Source organism: Tardiphaga sp. GW821-FHT12E02 (assembly GCF_058807155.1).
Genome location: NZ_JBXAQK010000001.1, coordinates 4357822 through 4384436, shown reverse-complemented (window position 1 = coordinate 4384436; position 26615 = coordinate 4357822). Strand labels below are relative to the sequence as shown.

The window sequence follows — 26615 nt, the reverse complement described above, 5'->3', positions numbered from 1 at the left end:
CCGTTGCAGGGAACCCGCTTGCTTATGCAGTGCGGTCACACCTGCCATTTTATCGCATGCAGTGCAGCAAAAGTAACTGGACGTCGGGTCTCTGCACGCTAGGTTTTGATAACGCCCGTGTGACAGAATCATGAGCGTTCGTTGTGGCCAGACCTCAGTTGCCCGCTCATCCGTGAGCGCGGGAAAGGAACCGGGTTGAGCTTGATGCGGTCGTATCGTTGGAGTGGGTCGGCGCTGCTGCGCGCTTTCGCTGTTTGCTTCGCCTGGACGAGCCTCGCGGCTGTATCCTCCGTGACCACTGCCTCAGCTGGCGTTCTCGAAGAACGCAAGCTCCCGATGCGTTTCACCTGGGTCGCCTGCGAGCCGGATTGCCGTGGCTGGTTCACTGCCGTCGGTATCGTCACCGGCGACACTCCCAAGGATTTCGACGACTTCGCCAAGACCCGCGATCTCGGCGGCGCCACCGTCGTGCTGGATTCCTCCGGCGGCTCGGTCAATGACGCCATCTCCATCGGCCGCCGCTGGCGCAAGCTTGGCCTGCGCACCACGGTGGGGGCCTCGGTCGAGTTGCAATCCTCGTCGGGCGTGATGAAGCCCGCGGTGCTGCCGCAGGCCTATTGCGAATCCATGTGCGTGTTCCTGTTGCTGTCCGGCAAGACACGCTACGTGCCGGAAGAGGCGCATGTCCGCGTCCACCAGATCTGGATGGGCGATCGCGCCGACGATCCCAAGGCCGCGAGCTATACCGCGCAGGATCTGATGATCGTGCAGCGTGATGTCGGGCGTCTCGCCAAATATTCGGTGGAGATGGGTGGCTCCGGCGATCTGCTGTCGCTGTCGCTCAGCGTGCCGCCATGGGAAGACCTGCATCGGTTGACGGCGGATGAGCTGAAGCTCTCCAACCTCGTCACAACCTATCAGATCGACGACGTGCTGCCGCAGGAGCGCAAGCCGGACACGACACCAGTCGCCTCACTGGCACCGAAGACGATCCAGGATCGCTTTGTTAGTGGCGCCGAGGACGAGAAGCCAGTCGCATCGACGGTCTCAACGACGAAGACTGCGGAAGTTCAGGCACCGACCGGCGGTGCCGCGCCGGCGAAGTGACGGGCCGTAGGATGGGTCGAGTGTAGGCGCCTAGCGCCGGAGTGAAACCCATCAGTCCGTCGATGCGGCAAGCACCGCCGATGGGTTTCGCTTCGCTCTACCCATCCTACGCGTCTGCATTTTCCGTCTTGCCCGATTTTGCTTCGATCTGCCCGATCGCATCGACCACCGCGTCAAAAGTCAGCAGCGTCGAGGCGTGTCGCGCCTTGTAGTCGCGCACCGGCTCGAGCGCCGCGATATCGGCCCATTTGGCATCGCTCGGTGGCGCGCCGTTTTCCTTCAGCATTTTTCGCACGGTCTCGCGCAGGGCGCGAAGTTCCTCGGCTGTGGAGCCGACCACATGCGCCGCCATGATCGAGGACGACGCCTGGCCAAGCGCGCAGGCCTTCACGTCATGGGCGAAATCGGTGACCACATCGCCATTCATGGCGAGGTCGACCTTCACGGTGGAGCCACACAATTTCGAGTGCGCGGTGGCGCTGGCATCGGGGGAGGGCAGGCGGCCGAGGCGCGGAATATTACCGGCAAGCTCGATGATGCGCTTATTATAGATGTCGTTCAGCATCTCATGGACCTTAACTCTGCCACCGATTCCAGATTTCGCCGCCGGGCCGGGGCCTTGGCGGGGGTGACGAGGAACCATATATAGGGATGCGGCCCGGCGAAAGAACGCCGGACGTTCTCCAGATCGCCGGAATTTGAGAATTCCAATCGGCGCTGGCGATGTTATCCCTTTGACGGACTCAGGCGTCTGGCGGTTTTCCCGCCCCGTCTGCCCGGTGACACCTCCGGCCTCGCATTATAGGCCGGTCGAACGGAGAGAAGATGGACGCTGTAATCAAACCCATTCGCAACGCTGCTGACGGGGCCAAATCCGGCGACGGCAAGAAGGATTTTCGTCCCGCGCAGCTCGACCCCGCCGAATTCCTCGGTGCTGCGATCGATGCCGAACAAAATCGCCCCTCGCGCGCCGAGGCCGAAAAGGCCGTGCAGACGCTGCTTGCCTATATCGGCGAGAACACCGAGCGCGAAGGCCTGGTCGATACGCCGCGCCGCGTGGTCGAGGCCTATGACGAGCTGTTCCAGGGCTATCACCAGTCGCCCGCCGAGGTGCTGAACAAGACCTTCGGCGAGACTGCCGGCTATGACGACTTTGTGCTGATCCGCGACATGGGCTTCGTCTCCCATTGCGAGCACCACATGATGCCGTTCTACGGCAAGGCCCATATCGCCTATACGCCGGTCGAGCGCGTGGTCGGCCTGTCGAAGCTGGCGCGGCTGGTCGATATCTTCGGCCATCGCCTGCAGACCCAGGAGCATCTCACCGCGCAGCTCGCTGCTGCCGTCGATGAAGTGCTGAAGCCGCGCGGCGTCGCCGTGATGGTGGAAGCCGAGCACACCTGCATGTCCGCCCGCGGCATCCGCAAGGAAGGATCGCGTACCTTCACCACCCGCTTCACCGGCAATTTCCGCGACAATCCCGCGGAGCAGGCGCGGTTCATGTCGATGATCCAGGCCCAGTCGCGCTGAGCGCTGCCTGATTTCGATTTGGTGTTAGACTATCGGGCGCATCACGCGCCCGATTTTCATTGAGAGACGACCGTGTCCCACGATCACGCCCTTGAAGAAGACCTCACGCTGACCCCGAAATTCGATGCCAATGGCCTCGTGACGGCCGTGGTGACGGATGTCGCCAATGGCGACGTGTTGATGGTCGCGCATATGAATGACGAGGCGCTGCGCAAGACCATCGAGACCGGCGATGCCTGGTACTACAGCCGCTCGCGCAAGGCGCTGTGGCGCAAGGGCGAAAGCTCCGGCAAGACCCAGCGCGTCGCCGAGATGCGGATGGATTGCGACCAGGATGCGATCTGGATCCGTGTCGAGCAGATCGGCGGCGCGGCGTGCCATACGGGGCGTCGCTCGTGTTTCTATCGTGCGATCACCAAAGGTGAAGACGGCGCTGCGAAGGTGTCATTCGTCGATGCCGACAAGGTGTTCGATCCGGCGGCGGTCTACAAATAGGCGACCAATACGGTCGTCCGACCGTTACCGATCAGACGGTTCGTTATCATCCGACTCGTAGTCAAAATCGTCGTCGATACCTGGCGTCGTGTCCGACTGACGGCTATGACGGATCGCGGTGATCTCGATCGCGTCTCGTCCGACGTCGTAGTCGATCACGTAATCGCCCGCGATCAGGCGTCGGCCACCTTGAGCGGGAGAGGGCTGAAAGCCGATCTCGGGATATTGGCCCAATCGCTGTCGGGCCGACTGCATTGCCTTCAGGAACGCACTGCCCGCTGCGGGGCTTCTGTCCGTGAGATACTTGGCTTCGCGCAGAATATACGCGCGCGCCGCTCCGGACAGGCGGACCTTCATCACGCCGCCTTCGAATTCACGATGGCTTCGATTTCCTTGATGACGTCGTCCATGTCGTGGATGTCGCCCGTGGCGATCTCCTCGCGGCCCTTGACGATGGCAAGAATGTCGCTGCCTTCATTGGCAAGATAGGCCTTCAACGCACGTACAATGACCCAGCTTCGCGTGCGCTCGGATGCGCTCGCAATCTTCTCCACATCGTCCAGCACATCGACCGGAAGCCGCAGGGTTAAAGGCGCGGACAGGGCGGGTTTGCTCATAAGGCATCCTTCGTTTGTAATACATTGTATTACAAATACGAGGCTGCGCAACGTCCAATTCCTAGATTTAAGATTCAATTAACCATGATTGCTGCACTGTGTCCGTGGCTTCGGCGTGGCTGACGGCGTCCGAATCTCGGGCGGCCCTTGTGCGGAAGCGGGGCAGGGCATGGCGGTCGAATCGACCAATCTTTTCGCAGTGAATTCGACGCGCAGCCAGGTGGCGGGCGCGATCAAGAATGCTGCGGGCGTCACCGGCACCAGTTTTGAATATCTGCTTGCCACCGCCAAGATGGAGTCGAATTTCGATCCCAAGGCCACGGCCTCCACATCCTCGGCCAAGGGCCTGTTCCAGTTCATCGAGCAGACCTGGCTCGGCACGGTGAAGGAAGCCGGCAGCCAGCTTGGCTACGGCCAATATGCCGACGCCATCACCAAGTCGCCATCCGGCAGCTATTCGGTCAGCGATCCCCAAGCCAAGGCCGCGATCCTGCAGCTGCGCGATGATCCCGTCGCCAGCTCGGCGATGGCCGGCGTGCTGACGCAATCCAACAGCTTCAAGCTCACCGGCGAGATCGGCCGACGTCCCAATGATGCCGAACTCTATATGGCGCATTTCATGGGCGTCGCCGGCGCGTCGAAGCTGATCAACAATGCCGCGCAGAATCCGAATGCGTCGGGTGCGGCACTGTTCCCCAATGCCGCCGCTGCCAATCGCTCGATCTTCTACGATCAGAGCGGCAGCGCGCGCAGCGTCTCGCAAGTCTATGGCGTGCTGTCGTCGCGCTATGCATCTGCTGCAAATTCCAGCGTGACTGCCAGCGCCATGGCGTCTGCCGGCGGTCCGCTCGCTGCGTCCGGCGTCACAACGGCGCAGGCGGTGTTGCCTGTTGCCGCGACGTCGTCGTCCAACGCCACCTTCCTGTCGCGCTTCCCCGATCTCAACAATGTGCAGGTCGCGAGCTTTGCCAACGGTACTTCATCGACGATGCCGGAGCCGCCGATGTTTCGCTCGCTTTTCCAGGGCGGCGAGCGCAGTCAGCCGATTTCTCCGGCGGTGCAAGAGCTGTGGGGCAACACGAATTCGCTGACATCGAACGCGATCGCGAAGACGCCCGAGGTCGGCACGCCGCGGCCGCTCGATCTGTTCAGCGATCGGTTCGGAACGTTTAGTAGTTGAGCGTGCTCGTGCACTCAGTCCCTCATGGTGAGGAGCGGCCGTAGGCCGCGTCTCGAATCATGAGCTGGCTTGGCTCGGAGCGTGCGGCCATCCTTCGAGACGCCGCTGCGCGGCTCCTCAGGATGAAGGCGGAGTGGGTAGGCCGTGGGGTGAAGTCGCCGGTCTTTGCTCCCTTAACAAAACCTCAACAAACGCAGCCAGTTATGGTGAACCCTTTGTTAAGTGCCATGGTTTATTTTCCCTGACCGTGGGCATCGCGTTCCGGTGTCGTTAGTTGCGTAGGCCGGCAGGACATGATCGTTCGGCAGTTCATCAGTTGGGTTCGTACCGCTCCTCCGAGCGAACGTGCAGAGGCAACGCGCTCCCTGGCGCGGGCCTTCATCTTCTCAGATTTGTCCGATGACGATCGGGCGGCCGCCGAAGGCGCGCTGCTGATGTTGCTGGACGACGCTTCGCCGCTGGTGCGGCGGGCCATGGCCGACGTCTTCGCCCGCGCGCCCTCCGCGCCGCCAGCCATCGTGCAGGCGCTGGCGGTAGACCAGGCCTCCGTGGCATTGCCGGTACTCGAACATTCCCCGCTACTGGTGGATGCCGATCTGGTCGACATCGTCGCCACCGGCGAAAGCGACCTGCAATGCGCCGTCGCGCGCCGCATCACGCTGCCATCCTCGGTCTGCGCCGCCATCGCCGAAGTCGGCTCGGCCGCAGCAGCACTCGAGCTGATCGAAAATCCCTATGCCGAACTCGCGCCGTTCTCATGGGATCGGATCGTCGAGCGTCACGGCCATCTCGCCGCCATCCGCGAGGCGATGTTTGCTCTGGATGGCCTGCCGGCCAAGACGCGTCATGCGCTGGTCGCCAAACTCTCCGATACGCTGACGCGCTTCGTCGTCGCCCGTAACTGGCTCTCGCAGGACCGCGCCGAGCGTGTCGCCGATGAAGCCATGGCGCGCTCGACCGTGAATATCGCCTCGCGTTCGCGCGGCGAGGAGATGCGCGATCTCGTGCATCACCTGCGTGAAGCCGGGCAGCTTACGGCGGGCCTGATCCTGCGCGCGCTTTTGTCGGGCAATCTTGCGCTGTTCGACCAGTCGCTGGTGGTGCTGTCCGGTCTGCCGGAGAGCCGCGTGGCGGCGCTGGTCGAGGATGGTGCCGATCATAGCGTCAATGCGCTGCTCACGCGTGCGGGGCTACCAAGCTCCACATTCCCCGCCTTCCGTGCCGCGCTCGCTGCCCGTAACGAGATCGGCTTTGTCGGTTCGGTGGGCGGCGCCGTTCGCCTGCGCCGTCGCATGGTCGAGCGCGTGCTGACCTCTTGCGAGACCGATGAAGCAGCCTCCGAACCGCTGCTGATCCTGCTGCGCCGTTTCGCCACGGAATCCGCGCGTGAAGAAGCGCGCCTGTTCTGCGACGAACTCGCGGAGCAGGGCATGTATGCGGATGAAGACGAGTATGAGGCGATTGCAGCGTAGCGTCAGTCTCTGCCCCTCATGGTGAGGAGGCGCGTAGCACCGTCTCGAACCATGAACTGGCCAGGCTCACGGGTGCTCGGCCATCCTTCGAGACGCGGCCTGAGGCCGCTCCTCAGGATGAGGGATTGAGTGGGGCGCGATACGGCAGCTAGTTCGTTGGCGCGATGCTCGGCACCGCCAGCGCATCGAGATGCTCCGGCCGATCCTTGTTCACGATGTTCAAATAATCATCCGCCACCGCGCGCAGACGGCTGGACAGTTCGTTGGCCACGCCAGTCTTCTCGATCGTGTTGTGCTCGCGGACGATCGCCTGCACGGCGTCGATATGATGCTGGATCAGGTCCGGCGGAACGGCAGCGAGATTGGGGGCGTGTTCGATGATACGGCACAGGCTCTCTGCGGCGACACCTGCAGCGGGAAAACCGAAAGTCGGTGCATCGCCCTTGATGTCATGGGCTGCACGAAACAATTCGCCGCGTGTCAGATCCGTAAAACCCTTGGCGAGCACGGCGGCATACGCCGCCGACAGCCGATCGCATTCGGCGCGCATCCAGGTCTTGAACTCGCCGGAGAGATTGGCCAATGCCGCTTCGGCGCGCGCCACGGGATCGTCGAGCTCGCGTTTCCCGGTGGCGCGGATCGCATGTTTCAGCGAGTGGTGCGGCGTGATCACCGCATGATCGGCGAAGGTCTGGATCATCGCCGCGTGTCGCTTGTCCCTGGCCATCGAAAGTCTCCAAAAACTAGCTGCTGACGCGGGCTTTATCGAGCAGTGAGGGCTGCTGCAGGATTTCCGCTTCGCCGCCATTGCGCCGCTCGGGGCCGATATAGGCCACGGTGGTGTTGCGGCGGCGATCGGGCCCGAAAAAATTGCGCGTCTTGATGAAAGGGCGGGGATGCGCAACGACGCTCATGATGCGCTGATAAAGTCCCTTGGCTGAAATCGGCTTGGCAAGAAATTCAGTGACGCCGGCATCGCGCGCCATGGTGACGCGGCGTTTTTCGGAATGTGCGGTCAGCATGATGATGGGCGCGTAGGGATTGCCCTTGGAATCCGGCTGCCGGATCATCTGCGTCAGTTCGAGCCCGTCGAAGATCGGCATCGCCCAGTCGGCGATCACGATATCGGGGACATAGTGGCTGTACATTTCCAGCGCGGTGGCGCCGTCCTCGGCCTCGTAGACTTCGCGCGCGCCAAACGAATGCAGCAGCGTGCGCAGGATGCGCCGCATATGCGGATTGTCGTCGCAGATCAGAAAGCGAAGCTTGTTGAAGTCGATGCGGTACATGGGCCCGGCCGGCAGTTACCCTGCGTTAACCATAGGGGCGAGGGGGTTAACGAAGGGTTGAAGACCGCCGGTAGCTCAGTAACTGAACTGCTCGCTGATGATGCGTTCTTCCAGGCTGTGGCCGGGGTCGAACAGCATCCGCATCGAGATGGTGCGGTCGGAGATCACCTCCACGCGGCGCACATCGCGGGCCTCGTCGTGATCGGCGACGGCAGCCACCGGCCGCTTGTCGCCTTCCAGCACCTCGATCACGACAAAAGCCTTGTTCGGCAGCAGCGCGCCGCGCCAGCGGCGGGGGCGGAAAGCGCTGATCGGCGTCAGCGCGAGCAGGGCGGCATTGATCGGCAGGATCGGGCCTTGCGCCGACAGATTATAGGCGGTGGAGCCGGCCGGCGTCGCGATCAGGATGCCGTCGGCGACCAGCTCGGCCATGCGCTCCTGCTCGTCGATCAGGATGCGCAGGCGTGCCGCCTGATGGGTCTGGCGGAATAGCGAGACCTCGTTGATGGCGTGATGGATGTGCACACTGCCATGCACGTCGGTGGCGCGCATCAGCAGCGGATTGATCAGGGTCTCGCGCGCGGCGGCCAGGCGCTCGTGCAGATTGATCGTCGAATATTCATTCATCAGGAAGCCGACCGTGCCGCGATGCATGCCGTAGATCGGCTTGCCCGTGCGCATGTGGTCGTGCAGCGTTTTCAGCATCAATCCGTCGCCGCCGAGCGCGACGATGACGTCGGCTTTGTGCGGGTCGTCGTTGCCATAGGTCTGCGTCAGCTGTTCGAAGGCAGCCTGTGCCTCCTCGCTATTGCTCGCAACGAAGGCGATCCGGTCAAGGCGCTTGGGCGTGGTCATCGGGGATCGCAGGCCTTGGCTCGATGTGTGTGCGGTCTGTATCGACCGGGCTGAAGATTGTCGAGCCGCACTTAACGGCAGTTTGAGGCGCCGTGTCGAGGGGGCACGGGGCGGATGGTTAGCGCCGCTCAACCCATCCTGCATCCATCAGCAAAAAGCCGGCGCAACCCGCTGGGCCCGCCGGCTTTGGACTGATCCGCGAACGGGATCAGTAGGTGAGGCCAGTGCCCGGTGCCTGTGCGAGTGCATCGGCAAGCGATTTGTATTCGGTCGAGTTCTTGCCGGTGAGCGAGGCCAGCTTGGTCAGGTGATACTGCGCCTGATCGCGATTGCCCTGTTCGACCTGCCACAATCCGTAATACTGCCAGGTGCGGGCGTGGTTCGGATCAGCCTTCAGCGCGCGCTCGTAATAGGCCTGCGAGACCTTGTAGTCGCCGAGCTTGCGATAGGAATAGCCGATCAGATTGGCGACGTCGGCGCGGTCGTCCTGCTTCAACGCCTTCAGCTGCGCGATGGCGGCGGTGTAGTCGTGCTTGTCATAGACCGTGGCGTAAGCTGCGCGATAGCCGTCGAGGAAAGCGCGATCGTCGGGCTTCGTCGGATTGAGTTTCTGGTCCTTGGTGCCCTTCTTCGAATCGGATGAGGGCGGCGGCGTGGACGGCGTGTCACTGCCAGCAGCGTAGGCGGTGGTGAGGACGGACGGCGAGGCGGCGATCACAGTCGAAAGCAATGCAAGTGTCGTCAGCCGGATCAGAGATTTGGTCATTGCGGCGCTCCTGTTTGCAGCGGGATCAGTCTGGCACGGAAGCCAGCGGTTGTGAACACGGAATGAACACCGCAGAAGGTTGTCCATTCCCGCATTGATGGTCGCGGTTTTGGCGGTACTTGCGCGCATGACGAAGATGTCACCGAGATGAACGAAGGCTGCATGCGCGCGTCAGCATGGGTTCAGCGCGGCCGAACTAACCTCGCTGCATGATCGACAAGCCCGGCCATCCCGACCGGTCACTTTCTTGATCTTGATCGACAGGAGAAGACCATGTTGAAGACCATGTCCGCCGCGCTGATCGCCGTTTCCATGCTGGCCGCGCCGGCCTTTGCAGGCAGCTTTGGCCATGACAGCCGCACGCAGCATTCCCATGCGCTCGATGCGAAGGCGCAGATGCATCGCGGCCACGTCACGCATCATCGCCATCATGTGCGCCCGCACGCGCATCCGCACTTCAACTTCCACAAGAAGTTTGGCCATCACAAGCATTTCAAGCATTCCGCCATCACAGCCAAAACCGTGCACAAACACGGTTGAGGAGCTCCGTGGCCGCGGCGTTTTCATTGCCCAGCTGCGGCCACGGAGTTTGACGGTCGCCCCGCTATTTCCGCGTCCCCGGAAATGGCGGGGTGGACCGATTGCCGGTTTCCTCGTCACCGAGTTGCGAATTCCCTTCCGTGCCCGAACCGTCTAGGAATCGCTGGAATTCGGACGGGCAGGCGAGAATGAGCGTGAATTTGCAGAACACGATACGTGCGGTGGTATTGCTGCTTCCATTGAGCCTTGCAGCGTGCGGTGGTGGTCCGAGCGGCAATGTCAGCTTTGTCGAGAGCGCGAGCGGCGTGCAGCCGTTTCCCACTGCCTACCGCACCGATCTGCTCTCTTTCATGCGCACTTATTTGAACGACCCCGTCGGCGTGCGCGGCGCCATGCTCGCCGAGCCGGTACAGCGGAGCGTTGGCGGCAATATGCGCTATGTTGCCTGCGTGCGTTATTCGGCGAAGGATTTCAACAATCGCTACACGCCGGTGCAGGAGCGTGGTGTCGCTTTCGTCGATGGGCGTCTCGAGCGTGTTGTCGATAACAGCGCCGAACTATGCGCAGGCGCGAACTATCAGCCGTTCCCCGAGATGGAAAAGATGACCCGCTGACGCGTTGGGTCTTTTCCAACTCCGCAATTATCGTGATGGCTTCATGACTGTCCGCTCCATCGTCCGACTGCTGGTTTGCCTCGTCGTCTGCCTGGGCATCGGCATTGTCGGTTCGGTCTTCACCAGGCCGGAAATTGCCGGTTGGTATGCCGGTCTCGCCAAGCCGTCCTGGACGCCGCCGCCATTCGTGTTTCCGATCGCATGGACGACGCTCTATGTGATGATGGCCGTTGCAGTTTGGCGGTTATGGGACCGCGTGCCGCCATCAACCCCGCGCCGATATGCGATCGCATTGTTCGCGCTGCAGCTGGCTTTGAATGCGATCTGGTCGCCGGTGTTTTTCGGCTGGCACGGACTCCGCTCCGGGCTCGTCATCATCGTCGCGATGGCCGTCATGATCGCTGCGACAATTTGGGCGGCGGTAAGAATTGACCGTCCCGCTGCGGCGTTGCTGGTTCCATATCTGTGCTGGGTGCTCTATGCGAGCACGCTCAATGCCGGCATCGTTGCCCTGAATTGAACGCAAGTCTGCCGCTGGTTTGCCGCAAGAAATGATGCGGTTCTTCCCGATTTGCGCGCGAAACAAGCGCGATTTCCTGCGGCAAACTTGAGGCAGACACGCTCTCCCATGAACCAGATCCGCCCCTCGGATGTCCAACACAGATGGAACCGAGTGTTGCTACTATGTCGCACTCAAGAATGTTCGTTGTGGCATGGAACGCCGCGAAGCAACCAAAGTCCAGCCACGTTGTTTTCTGACCATCACAACGCAACACAGGGGATTTCAAATGAAAAAGTTTCTGCTGAGCGCATCGGCCATCGTTGCCATTGCTGCCGCATCCACCTCGGCTTTCGCGGCCGATCTTCCGGCCCGCACCTACACCAAGGCGCCGGCCTATACCGCGCCTGCGGTCGTCTATAACTGGACCGGCTTCTATATCGGTGGCCACGTCGGCGGCGCTTTCGGCGACAGCAACAGCCTCACCAGTGACAGCGGTCGTTTCCTCGGCGGTGTGCAGGGCGGCTTCGACTATCAGTTCGCCACCAACTGGGTGCTCGGCATCGAGGCCAATTACAGCTGGATGGGCAGCAACAATACCGGCTTCGCCTATACCAACGGCACCACGCTCACCGGCAACAATAGCGAACTCGGCTCGGTCACCGGTCGTCTCGGTTACACCTGGGGTCCGGCGCTGCTCTACGCCAAGGGCGGCTATGCCTGGCGGGGCAATAACGATCTCGTCGTGACCACGCCGGTGCTGGGCGCGACGCCGGTTGGCGTCGATGGCAACAGCAAGAGCGGCTACACCGTCGGCGGCGGTCTCGAATACATGTTCACGCCGAGCTGGTCGGGCAAGATCGAGTACCAGTACTACAATTTCGGCAACACCACGCTCACCTCGACGGCTTTCCCGGCCGGCGTGACGAGCTTCAACAATGACGAACACACCATCAAGGCCGGCCTGAATTATCGCTTCGGCTGGGGCGGCCCCCAGATCGCGCGCTACTGAGCGAGCCTGTTCGGTTCAGCGGAAAGGCCGGCGTTTCGCCGGCCTTTTTGTTTGGCAGGATCCCCGGGGCAGGGCGGAATCGAAAGTAAACGAGTCCTGAATCCTCCGAAAAATAAGCCGCGAGACTCCTTGCCTAGAATCGCCTGATGGTCATCAGGCAATGAGAATGATCGATCATATCTGGTGTAACGGGGTTCAAACGGCACTTGCCGTCGCCCTCTTGGCCGCCTGTGCGGTCAATGTGCTGCTTCTTTGCGGGCGGCTGTAAGCGTGCATGGCGGCCGCAAGTCCGCTGTGGGAAATCGAGAACATGTCACCGGCCAGTAGCCCTGCGCCGGCAACTCTGATAATGGACGGCGCAACACAGGATCGGCCTGCCGGCGCTGCCCCGAAACAGGCCGCGCATTGGCTCTAAGTCATTGATCCTGCAGCCGGCATAGCTCAGCGGTAGAGCAGCGGTTTTGTAAACCGAAGGTCGGGAGTTCAATCCTCTCTGCCGGCACCATCCAATGCGGCCGCTGGTTCCCAGGCGTGGTGGCCTCTACTTCATCAATCGGAACGCGATGAGGACGGAGCCCATCGTCCCGCCTGCGATCAGGGTCACCGCCGCGACCAGGATGAGCAAACGCGCCCAGCTGAAATTTCCAGTTCTATCGTTCATCGATCTCTTTCACGTGTGCAAAAGCCCGGCGCAGTCATTGGCGCCGGGCTTTTTGCGTGCGGGCTCTAATCTGCAGTGCGTGCTGCCGGTCTCAGAAACACGGATGCGCGCGGCCGTCCTGGCCGCGATAGGCGGCGGCGGACTGCTTGCAGCGGCGCGACAGCGGGCCGTCGTAATAGGCGAAGGTGCCAGGCGTGAGGCCGGGGCCGTAATTGTGCAGGTAGCTGATCTTGTAGGGCTGGCCGGGCGCGGCGAAGACGAAGGTCTCGGCTGTGTGATGGCGGTGATGCTTCCAGTGCTTGGCGAAAGCAGGGGTGGCGACCAGCGTCGAAAGGATGATGGCGGCGCTGAGGATCTTCATAAGAACTCTCCGGAAGCGAATGGTGAGATGACGGGACGGCCCCGTCGGTCGGCGCGGATCAGACCACGCGCGGGCGGTGATCCGCAAGATATGACCGTGTTGGGCTGAGCTTGATCTGCGCGCGATGATACGCGGGTTGCCGTCCATGCGTTAACGGAATCTCGTCGCGATTCCATGCATTTGAACTGGATCGCATGCTTACGCGTTAGGCTTACCGGCAGTTCGCCTCCGGCCTTTAACCCATCCTGCCAGGCCTTCGATTATCCTACCGCCACCAATGCAGGACACCATCATGCGGGTCTTTTCGGCACTGTTTCTGACGTTTGCCTCGACGCTGCCCGCTGTGGCCGGCGATGGGTTCAATATCGTCATTCCCGGCCGGCCGGGCGTGCCGATCATCATCAATGGCGTCGATGCGTCCTATCGCGTGATCGAGGGCGACCGCGGCCTGCAGAATCGCATCCATGTGCAGCCGACCATCTATGGCGGACGGCCGATCGATCCGGTGCCGAATGTCGGCCACTATTATCCCAGCCTCGGGCACAAGCCCGGCTATGGCCGGCTCGAAATCGAGCCGCCGGCCAATCGCAAGTTGCCGGAGCCGGCGGAAAGCTTCCACGAGCACTGGTCGGCGAAGTCAGCGCCGATGGGCACCAATGACGTTCCGATGAACCCACCACCGGTCATCGTCGCGCCGCCGATGGAGCGGCGCTGACACGAATTTCCATCACCAAACCAAACAAGAAAACACCATCAGGAGTGCGTTATGCGTATCACGATTGCTAAATGGGCTGCGGCCTTTGCCGTTGCTGCCGTCAGCGCGGCAGCGTCGCCCGCCATGGCCGGCGGCGGCTATTATGCCGGCGGCTGCTCGCCCTGCGGCGGTGGCTATGCCGGCTACGGCACCGGCTATGCTTATACCGGCTATGAGGTGCTGCCGGATCCGACCCCGGTGACGCGTCAGTATTTTTACGCCAATCACGGCCCGACCTATAGCGGCCCCGGCCAGTTCGGGCCGGCCCCGACCTATCAGGAAACCGCCATCGGCTGGCGCGGCTATCCGCGCTATGACGGCGGCCCCTATGCCAATCCGTACAATCACTACAGCTACAGCGCGAATTACGGCTATCGCCAGGAAATCGCCGGTCCGGTCGTGTTCACGCCGCGCCTGCGTCCGAGCTATCGCTATGGCTACAGCATGCAACCGCGCGTGCGCTATGCACAGCGTAGCCACTATGGATACCGCTACGCCCAGCCACGCGTGATCTACGGATCACGTCACTACGGCCCGCGCCACGGCTATCACCATCAGTATCAGCAGCGCCCGCTGCGCCGCGCTTACTGATCTGATCATCTCGAAGATCAATGCCCGTCTGCAGCGATGCAGGCGGGCATTTTCATTTCGACACCGAGGCCTTTGCCAATTGCACCTGCTCGCGGAGGGCAGGGAGCCCGACGGCGCCGGGTATCACGCGCTCCCCGATCACATAACTCGGTGTGCCGGTGATGCCGAGTGCACGGGCGAGGCGCATGGATTCGTCCAGCGTCGCCTTGATCTCGTCGCTGGCGACATCGCGGGCAAGACGGGTCATGTCGGCGCCGGCATTTCTGGCAGCATCCATGGCCGCTGCGCGGTTGGCCTGGCTGCCGCTGAACATCGCTTTGTTGAAGGCGCGGTAGATGCGACCATCAGCACTATCCTGCATGCGCACGGCCACGGCGACCTGCGCGGCTTCGAGCGATTGCGGGCCGAGGATCGGCAGTTCTTTCAGGACGACCCGGATTTCCGGATCATCGGCCATCAGCGCGAACTTGTCCTCGGCAGCGCGGCGGCAGAATCCGCAATTATAGTCGAAGAATTCCACCACCGTGACAGGGCCGGATGCGTTGCCCAAAGTGGTCTGATGCATCGACCGGAATAGCGCTTCGGCATTGGTCTTGATTGCTTCGGTGCGATCCGGCGGAGGCTGCGGTGCTGCTGCGGGGCGCGCTGCAGCGGGCGCCGGGTTTTGTCCGATCCGCGATTTCAGCGCGTCGGCGAAGGCACCGCGCACGATCTGTGGATTTTTCGCGATCGCCTCCCGGATGAGCTGCTCCAGCAAATCGGGGCGTGTGGCGAGATAATCGCGCAACACGGTTTCGATCTCGTCTTTTTGGGCTTCCGCGACCACGGGAGTGGCGGTTACGACGATCGCTGTCGCGGTGATCACGGCTGCGCGAAGAAAGTGGCGCATTATTTCGTTCCTTCCGGCACACAGCGGCAGATGTCTTTCACAAGCTTGAATTCGCAGGGCATGCGCTTGCGGTCGTAATCGCGTTTTTGAAACGGCTCGATCCAGCTCGGCGAACCGCAATAGAGCCGGCCGCACAGATCCACTTTGATGATGCCCTGGCCACGTCGCTTCGGCGTCTCGCACAGGCTGCCGATGGGCGGTTTGTCGGGATTGCTCAATGGCGCCGGCAGGGTCTGCGCCTGCGCGGGCGCGACGTAGAAACCGAGCGCAAACAGAGCTGTGATGGTGCGAGTCATCATGAATCTCATCGCGTCTGTCTCCGACCGCTTGCGCCTGGTCGCGAGCCCATCGACAAGCCGTCAAAATCCAGATCGGGTGCGAGAGACGGCGCTGGCGGTGCGGGCCGCACCGGACGTTCCGGCTTCTTCGGCGCGACGACATCGGCGCTCTCGCCCTTCAAGGCCGGCTTGGCCGGGCGAGGTGTTTCCTTCTTCGGTGCCGGCTTCGCGGGTGGCGGCGGTGACGCCACCACAAGGCAGGCCGTGCGTTGCGCATTCGGGCTGCGTCCGGCGCCGCAAGGCACGCAGCCGCCGTCGGCGCGGCCGTCGATCACCTGATTGCGTCCGCGCGGTCCACAGCGCTTCAGGCCCGCGTCCTTCTGCGGCAGCACTTCCTGCACGCAGAACGGGCCGGACGCATAGGTGCCGGGCGGGCAGGGCTTGTTGGTGGGCGCGTCGGCCAGCAGCGTGAGTGCCTTTGGCGGTGTTGCCGGCACTGACATCGGCGCATCCTTGGCGATGCAGAAGCCGTTCACGGCGACCGCCTTGTCGCCGCAACTGACGCAGCGCAGGGAATAGGGATCGCGCACCTGCATCTTGTCATTGCAAGGCTGGAGCAGCTGTGAAGGTGCGGTCGGGATCGATGCGGAACCTGCGAGAGATTGTCCCGGTGGCTTTGGCTTCTCGTTCGGAACGCAGACGCCGGCCATGGCGCGGGCGTCATCGCCGCAGGAGACGCACTGTCCGCTAAGCGCTTCATGCACCTCGTTGGCGCCCGGACAGGGAGCCAATGTGAGCGGCCCCGGCTGCTTCGGCACGGAGGCGTCGGTGCTGGTCGGTGGCTTGGCTGCGGTCTGCGAGATACAGACATTGCCCATCACACGCTCGTTCTTGCCGCAGGGCGTGCACGTCTTTGCCGTCGCGTCATAAACGCCGTTGAGACTGCGGCATTCGACGGCCTGCCGGTCGGGGCCGCAATTGCCACCAGGGCAGGCGCTGCACACCATGTTGCCAAATTCGTCGCGGCCCGGCAGCGAACCGCTCGGGCATTGCTGACAGATGCCATCGATGGCGACGGTATTGACCGGACAGGTGCAGACACTGTTGCCGCCAAAAGCACCGCCGCCTGCCGACCAACTCGCGCCCTGTGCGCAGGGGGCGCAGCTATTGGTCCGCGGATCAAGCTGCGTGTTCTCCGGACAGGCATTGCACTGCCACTTCGGCAGCCCCGCATCGCCATCGCCTTTGGTCTCGACATATTGCAGGCCGGGGCCGCATTTCGGTTCACAGGTCGGCGTGCCCTTCCACGAGGTGGGCGTGTATTTCGTCCAGGGATCCTGGCAGATGATCTCGCAGGTCGTGGCGCCTGCATTGGATTTGAAATTGTCGCCGCAGGGCATGCAATAGCCGCGCGCGTCGCCGCCGGTCCCTGTGCGGATCGTGAAGAAGTCTGCCGGGCAGACTTCGCAAGCGCCCTTGGTGGTGTCAAAGACGGCTGCGGGATCGTCGCAGCTGGTGAAGCAAATCGGTTTCTTGTGGTTGTCGTAGCCCTGGAAGGCGCCGTATTTGCAGATCGGCTCGCATTGATGCTTCGTGAAAGAGTATTTGGTGCCGTATCCGCAGGCGTCGACGCATTGCATGGCGTCGTTGAACACCTGGTCCTCACCGCAGCCGCAGCCGACGTAACCGACGCCATCCTTGACCTTATTGACGGGCAGGGTGCCCGCAGGGCAGGTGCACATGCCGTATGACTTGAAGCTGCTCACCTCATTGTCAGGCAGCACGAGCTGGCCCGATTGCGCTTCCGCCGCGGCCTTGGTGTAGACGGCGTCGCCGCTGCTCCAGTAGGCGCCCAATGGGCATGTCTTGTTCGGGTCGATGTAATAATGATCGCCAAGATCGGGGTGGGCGTATGGTGAGGGAATGGCACCGAATGTATGTCCCCAAACCCAATCACCCTGCGCCTCCAGCCATCCGATGGCATCGCCGATCGGGCCGAGACATTCCTTCGAGTCCTGCTTGGCCTCGATCATGGCATCCTTGATCTCGGCGAGGCCCCCCACCAGAGTGCAGCCGCAGGTGATGTAGCTGAACACGACGGACAGGCCGGGGATGTTGGATATTTCTTCGACGATGGCTTCGGCGGCCACATCGATGAGCTTCTTGACCGCCCGCTCGCCGAAAAGCTCCACAAGCGCGTCTTCGAGGCCGGGGATTTCGGCAATCATCTTGCCGAGTGCCATGGCGACCACGCCGGTGATCAGCCCATTGCATTGATCGACAGTGTCGAACACGCCGGCGAGATACATGCCGGCGATTACGCCCGTAATGGCCGTCCCCACCACATTGGAGGATCCGAGCGTTCCCGCGCATTCGGCGATGCCCGGCGCATTTTGCGCGGCCACCAGATAGGCGCTGCCGACGCTCTGCGCGGCAGCGATGCATTGATCCACCTTGTCGCCGACCTCGTCGAAGAAATTCGCCTGCGCCGGCTGCAGCATGGCGAGCCACAGCAATGCCAGTGCGCCGAACCAACACCGCCATGTCGAGATCGCGCGCATGGCCGATGTCCTTTATGGCGTGCGCGGTGAGGCCAGCCGCGAGGTGGAGAAGCGGCCAACGATCTGGTTCTCAATGTAATCGCGCGTGACCGGATTGGTGCGGTCGAGCTCCAGCGGGATCGGTGGCTGGGTCTGCGATAATTTGGGCTGAGCGAGAATGAGTGCCGTGGCCTGCGCATCAGCGATGAGCAAGGGATCGACGCATTGGCCGGAACTTGCGCGTGCGCCGCCGGGGCAAACGTTCTGCGCCAGCGCGGGTGTGGCAGCGATAAAGGCGAGGCAACCGACGAATAGAGCAGGGCGCATCATCTCAGCCTCTCTCAAAAACGGATCACGCCACCAACCGACGCCAGCCAGCCGCGGGTCTGCACCGAGGGATTGCCGGAATTCGGAATGACGGTGTTGAACTGGACCTTGTTCGGGCTGCTGTCATCGGCGGCCCAGAAATGCTCGACGCGCATGGTGAGGCGCGTCATCGGCGTGGGCGTGACGCCGGCGCCGATGCCGGCGGTCCAGGCCGTCTTGGCGCTGACGAATTCGAAGGCGGTGGGGTCATAGCCGTTGCGGTCGCGATAGAGATAGGAGGCGACCGGTCCGACGGACCAGCCGTCTTTGGCGTAAGTCAGATCGGCGACGACGCGCGTCAGATTGCTGTTGGAGTTGAAATACTCTTCCAGGAGGCTGGAGATGCCGATGAAGCGAACCTTGTTGCGATCGAAGTGAGAGAAGGTGACTTGGCCCTTGGTGGACCAGTTTGCATCGAAGGCGTAGCCCGCAGCCCCCGTCAGGATGACGCGGTCGCCGCTCTGATAGAATGACTGGCCGTTGAGCGTGGTCTCGGTCTCCCAGGAATAAGCGACGGAGCCTTTCAGCGAGAGGCGCTCGCCGCGATAGCTGAGCGTGCCGGTGGCGGTGGTGACATCGCCGGGATTGAGCTGATCATTGGTGGGCACGCCGAGAATAGTCGGGCCTTCGCGCTCGAACTTGCCGCGATTGGTGTAGCCGAGAGCAATGGAGCCGACGAGCGAACTGTTGAAGAGGATGTTGGTGCCGATGGTCGGGCCGACATTGAGGCCTTCGCCAAAGACGGGGATCAGCGCCGTATCCGTATCGCCGCGCGCCGCTGCATCGGCGCCGCGCAGCACGGTCTGTCCGGTGGGCAGGTTGACGGCGAGCGATCCGAAAGGCTGCCACCAGCCGAAGCCGGAATAGGTGGCGGTGCCGGTGATCGACGTATCCGTCGCACCATCATAGGCGCCTTGGGCGCCGTTATTGGTGACGCGGCTGGACATGAAGCCGCCGCGGGTGAGGAAGTCGAGCTTCCAGTCCTCGTTGGGGCGACCGGTGAGTTGCAGGCTGAGCGGCACCAGGATCTGCGTGCCGCTTTCGCGCGTCTCCGGCAGCGTGCCCGGAATTTTTCGCGTTGCGTCCCAGGAGAAGATGCGGACGTCGGTGCCGTAGCTCGCGGTCCAATGTGATGGCGCCGGATCGGCCAATCCCGCACCGGCAGTCCCGACCAGCACGGCGGCCACGCCGATGCCGCGCATTGCGGCGCGTCGTATCAAACCGATTCCCATCTGCACCCCACTTCTCAGCGAGGCGAAGGTGACGGACGACCTGGGCGCTTGCATCCATCAGATGATGGAAGGGCCGAAATATTTCAGCCGAGTGGCCCGGCGAACCCGGTCACCAGCTTGATGAGATCGGTCTGCCGGCTGGTGCCGGTCTTCTCGAACAGGCGGTGCAGGTGGCTGCGCATGGTGGATTCCGCAAGGCCGAGTTGGGCCGCTGCTTCCTTGACACTATCGCCGGCCAGCAATCCGCTGAGCGCGCGCACTTCGCCGCTAGTGAGATTGAAGCGCTCGCTGATCAGCGCCAGCGGGCTCTTGAAATCGATCGATGCCTTCTGGATGAACACCGCAGCCGTGGCTGCATAGGCCTTGCCGATGCGTGTTCGTTCACGCGAGGTGAGTGGTAGCACATAGGCCACCAATTCTTCCTCGCCAAAGCGGCCGAGCGGCGCGGCGATGCCGCCCGTACCGATCGCCCCATCGCCTTCGGACGCGCGCGCGACCAACTCTTCGAGCAACGTTTCGCGTCCCGCTTCACCGAATGCGATCCGTCCTGACGTAATCCGTGCCACGCGTTTGTCGTCGAGCATGGCGACGCCGGCGCGGTTTGCATGGGCGAGGCGGCAATCGGCGCTGACCAGAAACAGCGCCGCCGAGAGGCCGTCGACGACATCCGCCATGGTCTCCGCCTCGGCCCTGGCAAGCTGGATCGTGCGGCCAATGATCATGGCGCGATGCACATGCGGCACCAGTTGCGCCACGCGTGCTTTCGCCTCGGCATCGGCCGGGCCCTGATCGCGATGACGCACCACGGTGAGCGCAACCATGCCGGTGGCGGTGCGCTCCAGATTGGCGGCGATGAAATCCACATAGCCTTGCGGCGCCAGCCATTCCTGGGCGAACCGGCTTTCACGGAGGACGTCGAGCGGCATGATATCGGCGGCGCTGTAGACCTCGCCGAGCGGAAAGAACATGCCGGTGGGAAACAGCGGATTGAGCGGGGCGTAAGTGCTCATATAGGCTTGGGTGTGGTGAGGATCGTCACCCCAGGTGAACATCCGGTTCACGGACAGCGCCAGCGAGTCCTGCGAGAAGATGTTGCCCATCGTGCCTGGCACATAGTCGCAGATGCCGGCCAAAGCCTGTGGCCAGAGATCGGGATCCAGCGCGGCGTCGTAAATCGAGCCGACCAGATCCAGCACATGTGCATCCATTCTTCGCCCCCGCGACTAACTCAGCGCCGGGAAGATAGTACCAGATCGGCGGGATTTGCTAGTGGCTGCTGACGCGCACAGGACAGTGCAGCCGTCATGCAGCGAACGGCCCCGCAGCGATTAGCCGAAGTTCAGTTCATCAGGCCGAGCTTGCTGGCGCCGATATAGAGCGCGAGTACGGCGGCATTGGAGACGTTGAGGCTCTTGATCTCGCCGGGCATGTCGAGCCGCGCCACCACGCTGCAGGTCTCGCGCGTCAGCCGCCGCAAGCCTTGCCCCTCGGCGCCGAGCACGAGGGCAAGGGGGGCGCTCAGCGGCACCGCGCTGATATTCTCGGCGCCTTCGCTGTCGAGACCGACGGTCATAAAGCCGCTCTCGTTGAGCTCGTTCAGCGCGCGGGCGAGATTGGGCACGGCGATGATCGGCACCAGTTCCAGCGCGCCGGAGGCGGATTTCGCCAGCACGCCGGTGGCTTCCGGGCTGTGCCGGTTGGTGGTGATCACGGCATTGACCTTGAAGGCGGCCGCCGAGCGCAGGATGGCGCCGACATTATGCGGATCGGTGATCTGGTCGAGCACCAGCACCATGCCGTCCTGCGGCAGCTCGGAGAGATCGAGGCCTTCCAGCGGTTCGACCTCGGCCAGCATGCCTTGATGAACGGCGTCCGGGCCGAGCCGGCGATCGATTACGTCCGGGCGCACCAGTTCCGGCGTGACACGCGTGTCGATGTTTTCGTCGGCAAGGCGGCGTGCGGCGTTCTCAGTTAGCCACAATTTGCGAATCGTGCGGTTCGGATTGGCCAGCGCGAGGGTGACGGGGTGCCAGCCATAGAGGATGGCGGGGCCATCACCGCCCTGACCGCCGCCGTCACGGCCGCGGCGCGTCGGCCGGCGGCCCTGGTCGCGGGGAGGGCGGGCTGGGCCTCTATCCTGGCCCGGACCCTGATCGCGGCCGGAATCGCGGCCCTTTTGCGGGCCACGCTGGAATCGCTGCTTGCGGTCTTTGTCGCTCATGCCGGCTTGTCTCATGGAGGCCGGGGATTGGCAATTTGCCTTTGGGAACAATGAGGCAGGGAGGAGCGGATAAATCCGTCATGATCGGTTGACTTTGCGGCCGCGCTTCCCGATAAAGCGGCCGCCGGGAGCCCGCTGAGCGGGTGCGCGTTTCCACGTCATCCAAGGCCGTCCGAACACCCCATGGGGTGGACGATGGTGCGATGGCGTCGAGCGGGGGAGTGTCCCGAGTGGCAAAGGGAGCTGACTGTAAATCAGCCGCCTTATGGCTTCGCAGGTTCGAGTCCTGCCTCCCCCACCATTCTGATTTTACTCAACAATCGGCTCTGGCGCACTTCGGCTTGTAAGCAATCCGTAAGCAATTCTGTAAGCAATCCAATTTTCGGTATTTGTTCTGAGTTTTGGCACGCGGCACCGCACGCGGCGCTTGCAAAACCCTCGACGTGCGCTATCTCGGGCTTATTCAAAAACAACAAATTTAAAGGCGGCGCGAATGCCGAGGAAACACCCTTTGCCTGTCTGTCCGCGATGCAGACGGCCGATGAATTTCAACGGGACATCCGGGCAGTTCGTCTGCCTGATCTGCAAGAAGGCAGACCGAGACAGCGAACGATCGCCAAGATTAGAGTGAGATTTGTCGCGGCTGCTCGTGTGCCTCACACAGCAGAAAGTCCGCCGGAGAAAGCGGGAGAGGTGGCCGGGAAAGTGGGGATACGCGCTTGCGTAGCGGTGCACTGAGTCATGGTCACGCGGTAGGATGGGTATCGGCGGCCTTGAGTCGCCAAAACGCCGAAAGGCGCCCCGTGCAACCGAGAGCGCCCTTCTTAAACTTGAACCCGTACCGCGGACAGCAGCACCGGCCTCCCAAGCAAGGCAGTTTATAAATCCTACCAAGGATTCGGTAAAGCTACCGGCGGTCGTCACCTACAGGCAAAACGACCAAATGCAAGTTCCTCCAAAGAAATCTTTGAAGGCGGCGAAGGCCGCAACAAAAGCGGCCCAAGCCGCTGCCAGTCAGCTCGAGATGGAGCTGGTGGCGTTTAGGACCGGGAACCGGGCCATCCCGATAAATATCGACGTGACCGGGGACACCGTCTGGGCGACCCAGCAGCAGATGGCCGACCTATATGAGATTGACCGCTCAGTCGTCACCAAGCATATCGCCAACATCTTCAATGACGGCGAATTGGATCGTGATGCAGTAAGTGCAAAATTTGCACAGACTGCAAGTGATGGGAAAACCTACGAAATCCTCCATTACGATCTAGATATGATCTTGGCGGTGGGCTTTCGCGCAAAATCGCCGAAGGCCGCTGAGTTCCGCAAGTGGGCCTCGACGACGCTGCGGTCTTATATCGTTGAAGGCTACGCCCTCAACCAGGCTCGGCTGGAAGCGGACCCGTTGGCGCTCAACCGGCTTGCAGCGTCATTGCGGGCGATCCGGGCAAAAGAGAAGAATATCTACGCTCAGGTTCGCGAGTTTTTCAAAGAAGCATCGACAGACTATGACTCGGCAAGCAAGGAGTGCCGGTCGTTCTACGCTCTCCTTCAGGACAAGTTGCACTACGCAATTACCACGATGACGGCATCGCAGATCATTCTCGACCGAGCTGATCACAAGCAGCCCAACATGGGGGTGCAATACTTTGAAGGAAATATGCCCAAGGTTGACGAGGCCAAGGTCGCCAAAAACTACCTTGGCTCAGACGAGCTTTTCACGCTCCACATCCTATGTGAGCAATTCCTGCTTCTCGTGGAATCAAAAGCGCATCGGCAGCAAAAAATGCTGATGAAGGAGTTGGCGAAAAAGTTGGACGAGCTAATGAAGCTAAACGACTATCCGGTTTTCCCCGGCTACAAGGGTCGTTACGACAAGGATATCGCGATGAAACACGCGACCGAGGAATACGCTCGTTACCTGGTTCGGCTTCGTAAGGAAGATCGTGCAGCGTTAAATTAAAACTCGAAAGCCCGCTCCGGCGGGCTTTTCTATTTCACCACATGCAGCCCATACCCGGCGATCACGCGCCGGGCCGCGTCCATGACCTCCCGCCGATCCAGAAGGGCCAATACCTGCCCGAGCGTATGGTCGGCATCGCGCGGCCCAGGCTCAAGATAAGCGTTGAGGAAGGTCTCAAGATCGAGCAGGGCCTTTGCGCAGGTCTCGGCGTCTCGTGACTCCATCACATCCCCCAAACCTTCATTGGCACTTAGTTCAGCCAATCCTTTAGCCAAGCTTTAGCTCGAAAAATAAAGCCAGCGTTCCCGTTCTTCTTCAAAAGGAATTCGCACGCGGCTCTTCGATTGTCGACTGACGACACCCATTTGCGATCGTCGGCATCTAGGCCAGACGCACCGAAGCGGTCGAATTTTCTAAGGGCATCCCCTTCGAAAATGTACAAAACGTAGGAGCCAGATGAAGCGTACTCTCGACACTGCTTTAGCGCTATTCCAACCCTCAGTTCGGCGGGTTTTTCTCGAACGGCGGGGAAGCCCTGTGGTACTGCGGTCGTATACGAGGTCTCATCTTGGGCGACCGCCTCCGTTACTAACAATACGGAAATTATTGCGACAGCTGTCTTCACGAAACTCTCCTGAGTTTCTACCCCCGCTTCACGCGGGCGCCCGTGAACTGGATGATCTCGGCAGCCGAAATCGCGCCCTGCGCTTGTTGGCCCGGTCCAAGTCGCAACACCTTGATATAGACGTTCTGGCCCGGCTTGATAACGGTTGAGGTCACAGGCGGCGAATATGATGTGTAAGCAGTGTTGCCGGCGAAGGTGGTGTGTGCGCTTCCGCCCGTTGTAATCTGCACAGCCTGATTTGTCTGGTTCTCTCCCACAATTACGAAGTGTGTGCCTCCTTGCGCCTGTGTTGTCTCTGCGGCCTTAAGCAGAACGTAATCCTGCACAGTCTCCGCCGACGTATAGGCATTTCCGCGAGAAACGATGCGCCACGTATCGGACGAGATTTGTTCAGCGGCCACACCGCCTGTAAATCCCATGTCTTGGTATTTCGTCCCGCAGCCCGCTAACATCAGCGCGATCGCAGCTATCCCCCAAAGTTTCATTTCAGTCTCCCCAGACCCAATATAACCTTCGGTATTCTATCGGGCCGGCAACACGCTCGACTATATGCTTTTGGTCTAATCGCCCTTCTTTGGTCGGGCACTTACTCGGCTCCGCGCCACCCGCCGAGTGATCTCAACATTGCCGGCGATGTAATCGCGCCTCGTCCCCTCCATGTCCGACTTCTGCATGTGGTCGGTGGTGTCCTCGATCGACGCGCCCGATGCTCGGGCTTCGGTGCCGCCGCCATGTCTGGCGCGGGCATTCCAGACGTCCTTAGGCACCCCGGCCGCGTCTGCGACATCTCGATACATGCTGTAAAAGACGCGATAGCGGACCGGGTCGCCGTTTTCGTCGGTGACATATGGTCCGGCTCGCTGATCCTCCGGCACGGCGGCCAGTGCGAGCTGGAAGAGCGGATACTCCATAACGTCAAACTGCGCGGCGTGACCGGTCTTGAGGCGCGACAAATCCAGGATCCCGGTCTCAAAGTCCTCGAAGCGGAGGCCTGGCCGCCAGACCTTGCCGCCGCGAAGGATCATGTCGTCCGTCACCTCGACGGTACGCGTCGGCATCCAGTAGCCGATGGCATCGATCTGGCTGATGGTGAACTCGAACTGCGCTGCGACGGCGAGAGCAACTGAGCGTCCGCGGCGCGTGCCCATCTCTATCCCCTTAAGCACGATCGCTTCGGCCTGCGCATAGGTCATCACGACCTTCGGCGCCTTCTTCGCCTTGCCGAGCTGTTTTTCCACGTTCTCTCGCCTGAACTCCATGCCATCGGTCATCTCGGCGAGCTTCAAGCAGTCGGCCAGGCCAAGCTCGCAGCCGTAACTAAGAATGATGCGAAAAATCTGGATGATGGCCTTGGCCAGTCGTTCGCGCGGCAGGCCGCCCGGCTTGGCGGGTTTGCGCACTTCGCGAAACCAGTGCCGCAGATCCGCGCCGGTGAGGGCGGAGATACGGCGCCGGCCGGCGGTTTTGTCCAAGGCGGTCAGCCAGGTGACATAGCCGCGCTGCGTGTTATGGCGAGTGTCATGAAAAGGGGACTGCTTGTCGGTCTGATAGCATCGGATCAACGAGCCTACCGTGCCGTCATATACCGGCCGGGTATCGACCTTGCCGGCGTTCAGCCAGTCCTGCATTTCCGACCATAGGTCGTTACAACGGTTGAACATGGCGGTGACGCCAGCCAGCGAGTTCAGGTCGCCATGGAGGCGCACTGTCGGTGGCTGGAAGCCGGCGGCCGCGGCGCGCTTTGCGGCATACCAATAGGCCTCACGCGCACCCGATGGCCGCGTGATGATCCTAAAGCCGCGGCCCGTGATCTCGACTGCGATGCCGCCGACCATCAGGGCGTTGTGTTTCCGGGCCATCGAAGTTTTCCTTGCCGTCCGGCTTGAACGGCACCACCCGGACGCGGGCGCTTATAGTCGCAGTATTTGAAATCCCGTCAGCGGCGGGTGGCAATGCAATTCCGTGCCGCGTCTTGAAATACTCGACCACGGCAGGCCAGAAACGGCCGCCCATGAGTTCATCCACTCGGGGGAGACCGTGCTTGTCTTCCAGGTATTTCGCCTTGCTAGGCCACTCCTTAGCGCGAGCTGCCCCCATCACTTCCACAGCGATGCGGTCCTCGTCGGGGTACATCGGGATCGGGGGCTGCTCGCGCGCCATG

The 26615-nt window shown here is 61.9% G+C and carries 32 protein-coding genes and 2 tRNA genes; 14 read left to right on the top strand and 20 right to left on the bottom strand.

Annotation, left to right across the window (positions count from 1 at the left end; translation table 11 throughout):
- The first annotated feature begins 204 nt into the window (after window positions 1-204).
- A complete protein-coding gene (locus AC1RQ5_RS20850) occupies window positions 205-1107 on the top strand; it encodes a COG3904 family protein (RefSeq protein ID WP_493201467.1) in 903 nt (300 codons plus the stop codon).
- A 106-nt stretch (window positions 1108-1213) separates the two neighbouring features.
- On the opposite strand, the gene AC1RQ5_RS20845 is transcribed toward AC1RQ5_RS20850, so the two are convergent.
- Complete coding sequence (locus tag AC1RQ5_RS20845; protein WP_398474471.1) at window positions 1214-1672, bottom strand: iron-sulfur cluster assembly scaffold protein; 459 nt, start codon at window positions 1670-1672, stop codon at window positions 1214-1216.
- Between the two features lie 260 nt (window positions 1673-1932).
- Here AC1RQ5_RS20845 and folE point away from each other — a divergent pair, with 260 nt between their 5' ends.
- Together folE and hisI are read left to right on the top strand one after the other, a co-directional pair.
- Window positions 1933-2637 carry a GTP cyclohydrolase I FolE gene (folE, locus tag AC1RQ5_RS20840; RefSeq protein WP_493201464.1) on the top strand — a complete coding sequence of 235 codons (705 nt, stop codon included), beginning with the start codon at window positions 1933-1935 and terminating at the stop codon, window positions 2635-2637.
- Window positions 2638-2709: 72 nt separating this feature from the next.
- Window positions 2710-3132 carry a phosphoribosyl-AMP cyclohydrolase gene (gene hisI, locus AC1RQ5_RS20835; RefSeq protein ID WP_493201463.1) on the top strand — a complete coding sequence of 141 codons (423 nt, stop codon included), beginning with the start codon at window positions 2710-2712 and terminating at the stop codon, window positions 3130-3132.
- Between the two features lie 24 nt (window positions 3133-3156).
- Here the strand turns inward: hisI and AC1RQ5_RS20830 are convergent, their stop codons facing one another.
- Both AC1RQ5_RS20830 and AC1RQ5_RS20825 read right to left on the bottom strand, forming a co-directional pair.
- Window positions 3157-3489 (bottom strand): type II toxin-antitoxin system RelE/ParE family toxin, encoded by a 333-nt coding sequence (locus tag AC1RQ5_RS20830; RefSeq protein WP_493201461.1) that lies wholly within the window; start codon window positions 3487-3489, stop codon window positions 3157-3159.
- A complete protein-coding gene (locus AC1RQ5_RS20825; protein ID WP_493201459.1) occupies window positions 3489-3749 on the bottom strand; it encodes a CopG family ribbon-helix-helix protein in 261 nt (86 codons plus the stop codon). Before AC1RQ5_RS20825 ends, AC1RQ5_RS20830 begins: the two co-directional genes overlap by 1 nt.
- A gap of 169 nt (window positions 3750-3918) precedes the next feature.
- Between AC1RQ5_RS20825 and AC1RQ5_RS20820 the strand changes: the two genes are divergently transcribed.
- Together AC1RQ5_RS20820 and AC1RQ5_RS20815 are read left to right on the top strand one after the other, a co-directional pair.
- Window positions 3919-4929 (top strand): transglycosylase SLT domain-containing protein, encoded by a 1011-nt coding sequence (locus AC1RQ5_RS20820; RefSeq protein ID WP_493201457.1) that lies wholly within the window; start codon window positions 3919-3921, stop codon window positions 4927-4929.
- Between the two features lie 293 nt (window positions 4930-5222).
- Window positions 5223-6401 carry a DUF2336 domain-containing protein gene (locus AC1RQ5_RS20815; protein ID WP_493201455.1) on the top strand — a complete coding sequence of 393 codons (1179 nt, stop codon included), beginning with the start codon at window positions 5223-5225 and terminating at the stop codon, window positions 6399-6401.
- A gap of 148 nt (window positions 6402-6549) precedes the next feature.
- Here AC1RQ5_RS20815 and AC1RQ5_RS20810 read toward each other — a convergent pair whose 3' ends face one another.
- From AC1RQ5_RS20810 to AC1RQ5_RS20795, 4 genes are all read right to left on the bottom strand, one after another.
- Complete coding sequence (locus AC1RQ5_RS20810) at window positions 6550-7128, bottom strand: Hpt domain-containing protein (RefSeq protein ID WP_493201453.1); 579 nt, start codon at window positions 7126-7128, stop codon at window positions 6550-6552.
- A gap of 16 nt (window positions 7129-7144) precedes the next feature.
- Window positions 7145-7690, bottom strand: a complete 546-nt coding sequence (locus AC1RQ5_RS20805) for a response regulator (protein ID WP_398474457.1) — start codon at window positions 7688-7690, stop codon at window positions 7145-7147.
- A 75-nt stretch (window positions 7691-7765) separates the two neighbouring features.
- Entirely contained in the window at window positions 7766-8545 is a 780-nt protein-coding gene (locus tag AC1RQ5_RS20800; protein ID WP_398474455.1) for an NAD kinase, read from the bottom strand.
- A gap of 208 nt (window positions 8546-8753) precedes the next feature.
- The gene (locus AC1RQ5_RS20795) at window positions 8754-9311 is read right to left on the bottom strand and encodes a tetratricopeptide repeat protein (protein WP_398474453.1); all 558 of its coding nucleotides are present in this window, start codon (window positions 9309-9311) and stop codon (window positions 8754-8756) included.
- A 273-nt stretch (window positions 9312-9584) separates the two neighbouring features.
- On the opposite strand from AC1RQ5_RS20795, the gene AC1RQ5_RS20790 reads away from it, so the two are divergent.
- The 5 genes from AC1RQ5_RS20790 to AC1RQ5_RS20770 all read left to right on the top strand — a co-directional run bounded on the left by AC1RQ5_RS20790 (window position 9585) and on the right by AC1RQ5_RS20770 (window position 12481).
- Window positions 9585-9851, top strand: coding sequence for a hypothetical protein (locus AC1RQ5_RS20790; protein ID WP_493201450.1), 267 nt, complete (start codon window positions 9585-9587; stop codon window positions 9849-9851).
- A gap of 188 nt (window positions 9852-10039) precedes the next feature.
- Window positions 10040-10465 (top strand): hypothetical protein, encoded by a 426-nt coding sequence (locus AC1RQ5_RS20785; RefSeq protein ID WP_493201448.1) that lies wholly within the window; start codon window positions 10040-10042, stop codon window positions 10463-10465.
- A 43-nt stretch (window positions 10466-10508) separates the two neighbouring features.
- Complete coding sequence (locus AC1RQ5_RS20780; RefSeq protein ID WP_493201446.1) at window positions 10509-10985, top strand: TspO/MBR family protein; 477 nt, start codon at window positions 10509-10511, stop codon at window positions 10983-10985.
- 268 nt (window positions 10986-11253) lie between these two features.
- Window positions 11254-11976 carry an outer membrane protein gene (locus AC1RQ5_RS20775; RefSeq protein WP_398474444.1) on the top strand — a complete coding sequence of 241 codons (723 nt, stop codon included), beginning with the start codon at window positions 11254-11256 and terminating at the stop codon, window positions 11974-11976.
- 430 nt (window positions 11977-12406) lie between these two features.
- A tRNA-Thr gene (locus AC1RQ5_RS20770) sits at window positions 12407-12481 on the top strand.
- Window positions 12482-12728: 247 nt separating this feature from the next.
- Here the strand turns inward: AC1RQ5_RS20770 and AC1RQ5_RS20765 are convergent.
- Entirely contained in the window at window positions 12729-12998 is a 270-nt protein-coding gene (locus tag AC1RQ5_RS20765; protein ID WP_493201443.1) for a hypothetical protein, read from the bottom strand.
- A gap of 292 nt (window positions 12999-13290) precedes the next feature.
- On the opposite strand from AC1RQ5_RS20765, the gene AC1RQ5_RS20760 reads away from it, so the two are divergent.
- Together AC1RQ5_RS20760 and AC1RQ5_RS20755 are read left to right on the top strand one after the other, a co-directional pair.
- Entirely contained in the window at window positions 13291-13713 is a 423-nt protein-coding gene (locus AC1RQ5_RS20760; RefSeq protein WP_493201441.1) for a hypothetical protein, read from the top strand.
- A gap of 51 nt (window positions 13714-13764) precedes the next feature.
- Window positions 13765-14343: a hypothetical protein gene (locus tag AC1RQ5_RS20755; protein WP_493201439.1), complete on the top strand. Its 579-nt coding sequence runs from the start codon at window positions 13765-13767 to the stop codon at window positions 14341-14343.
- Between the two features lie 52 nt (window positions 14344-14395).
- On the opposite strand, the gene AC1RQ5_RS20750 is transcribed toward AC1RQ5_RS20755, so the two are convergent.
- The 7 genes from AC1RQ5_RS20750 to rlmB form a co-directional block, all read right to left on the bottom strand.
- Complete coding sequence (locus tag AC1RQ5_RS20750; RefSeq protein ID WP_493201437.1) at window positions 14396-15232, bottom strand: DsbA family protein; 837 nt, start codon at window positions 15230-15232, stop codon at window positions 14396-14398.
- Complete coding sequence (locus AC1RQ5_RS20745; protein ID WP_493201435.1) at window positions 15232-15528, bottom strand: hypothetical protein; 297 nt, start codon at window positions 15526-15528, stop codon at window positions 15232-15234. Before AC1RQ5_RS20745 ends, AC1RQ5_RS20750 begins: the two co-directional genes overlap by 1 nt.
- Before the next feature lie 8 nt (window positions 15529-15536).
- The gene (locus AC1RQ5_RS20740) at window positions 15537-18071 is read right to left on the bottom strand and encodes a hypothetical protein (RefSeq protein ID WP_493201433.1); all 2535 of its coding nucleotides are present in this window, start codon (window positions 18069-18071) and stop codon (window positions 15537-15539) included.
- 12 nt (window positions 18072-18083) lie between these two features.
- Window positions 18084-18380, bottom strand: a complete 297-nt coding sequence (locus AC1RQ5_RS20735) for a hypothetical protein (RefSeq protein WP_398474430.1) — start codon at window positions 18378-18380, stop codon at window positions 18084-18086.
- 11 nt (window positions 18381-18391) lie between these two features.
- Window positions 18392-19618, bottom strand: coding sequence for a hypothetical protein (locus AC1RQ5_RS20730; RefSeq protein WP_493201431.1), 1227 nt, complete (start codon window positions 19616-19618; stop codon window positions 18392-18394).
- Window positions 19619-19731: 113 nt separating this feature from the next.
- Window positions 19732-20856, bottom strand: a complete 1125-nt coding sequence (locus tag AC1RQ5_RS20725; RefSeq protein WP_493201429.1) for a helix-turn-helix transcriptional regulator — start codon at window positions 20854-20856, stop codon at window positions 19732-19734.
- 131 nt (window positions 20857-20987) lie between these two features.
- Window positions 20988-21869 carry a 23S rRNA (guanosine(2251)-2'-O)-methyltransferase RlmB gene (rlmB, locus tag AC1RQ5_RS20720; RefSeq protein WP_493201427.1) on the bottom strand — a complete coding sequence of 294 codons (882 nt, stop codon included), beginning with the start codon at window positions 21867-21869 and terminating at the stop codon, window positions 20988-20990.
- Between the two features lie 215 nt (window positions 21870-22084).
- Here rlmB and AC1RQ5_RS20715 point away from each other — a divergent pair.
- Window positions 22085-22170: transfer RNA gene (locus tag AC1RQ5_RS20715), tRNA-Tyr, on the top strand.
- A gap of 456 nt (window positions 22171-22626) precedes the next feature.
- Window positions 22627-23829, top strand: coding sequence for a RhuM family protein (gene rhuM, locus AC1RQ5_RS20710; protein ID WP_493201426.1), 1203 nt, complete (start codon window positions 22627-22629; stop codon window positions 23827-23829).
- Window positions 23830-23858: 29 nt separating this feature from the next.
- Here the strand turns inward: rhuM and AC1RQ5_RS20705 are convergent, their stop codons facing one another.
- From AC1RQ5_RS20705 to AC1RQ5_RS20685, 5 genes are all read right to left on the bottom strand, one after another.
- A complete protein-coding gene (locus AC1RQ5_RS20705) occupies window positions 23859-24104 on the bottom strand; it encodes a hypothetical protein (RefSeq protein ID WP_493201424.1) in 246 nt (81 codons plus the stop codon).
- Window positions 24080-24454, bottom strand: coding sequence for a hypothetical protein (locus tag AC1RQ5_RS20700; protein ID WP_493201422.1), 375 nt, complete (start codon window positions 24452-24454; stop codon window positions 24080-24082). The genes AC1RQ5_RS20705 and AC1RQ5_RS20700 overlap by 25 nt, the downstream gene beginning before the upstream one ends.
- A gap of 17 nt (window positions 24455-24471) precedes the next feature.
- Entirely contained in the window at window positions 24472-24939 is a 468-nt protein-coding gene (locus AC1RQ5_RS20695) for a CC0125/CC1285 family lipoprotein (RefSeq protein WP_493201420.1), read from the bottom strand.
- Window positions 24940-25014: 75 nt separating this feature from the next.
- Window positions 25015-26082 (bottom strand): site-specific integrase, encoded by a 1068-nt coding sequence (locus AC1RQ5_RS20690; protein ID WP_493201419.1) that lies wholly within the window; start codon window positions 26080-26082, stop codon window positions 25015-25017.
- Between the two features lie 163 nt (window positions 26083-26245).
- Window positions 26246-26614 (bottom strand): hypothetical protein, encoded by a 369-nt coding sequence (locus AC1RQ5_RS20685; protein ID WP_493201417.1) that lies wholly within the window; start codon window positions 26612-26614, stop codon window positions 26246-26248.
- Between the last annotated feature and the right edge of the window lies 1 nt (window position 26615).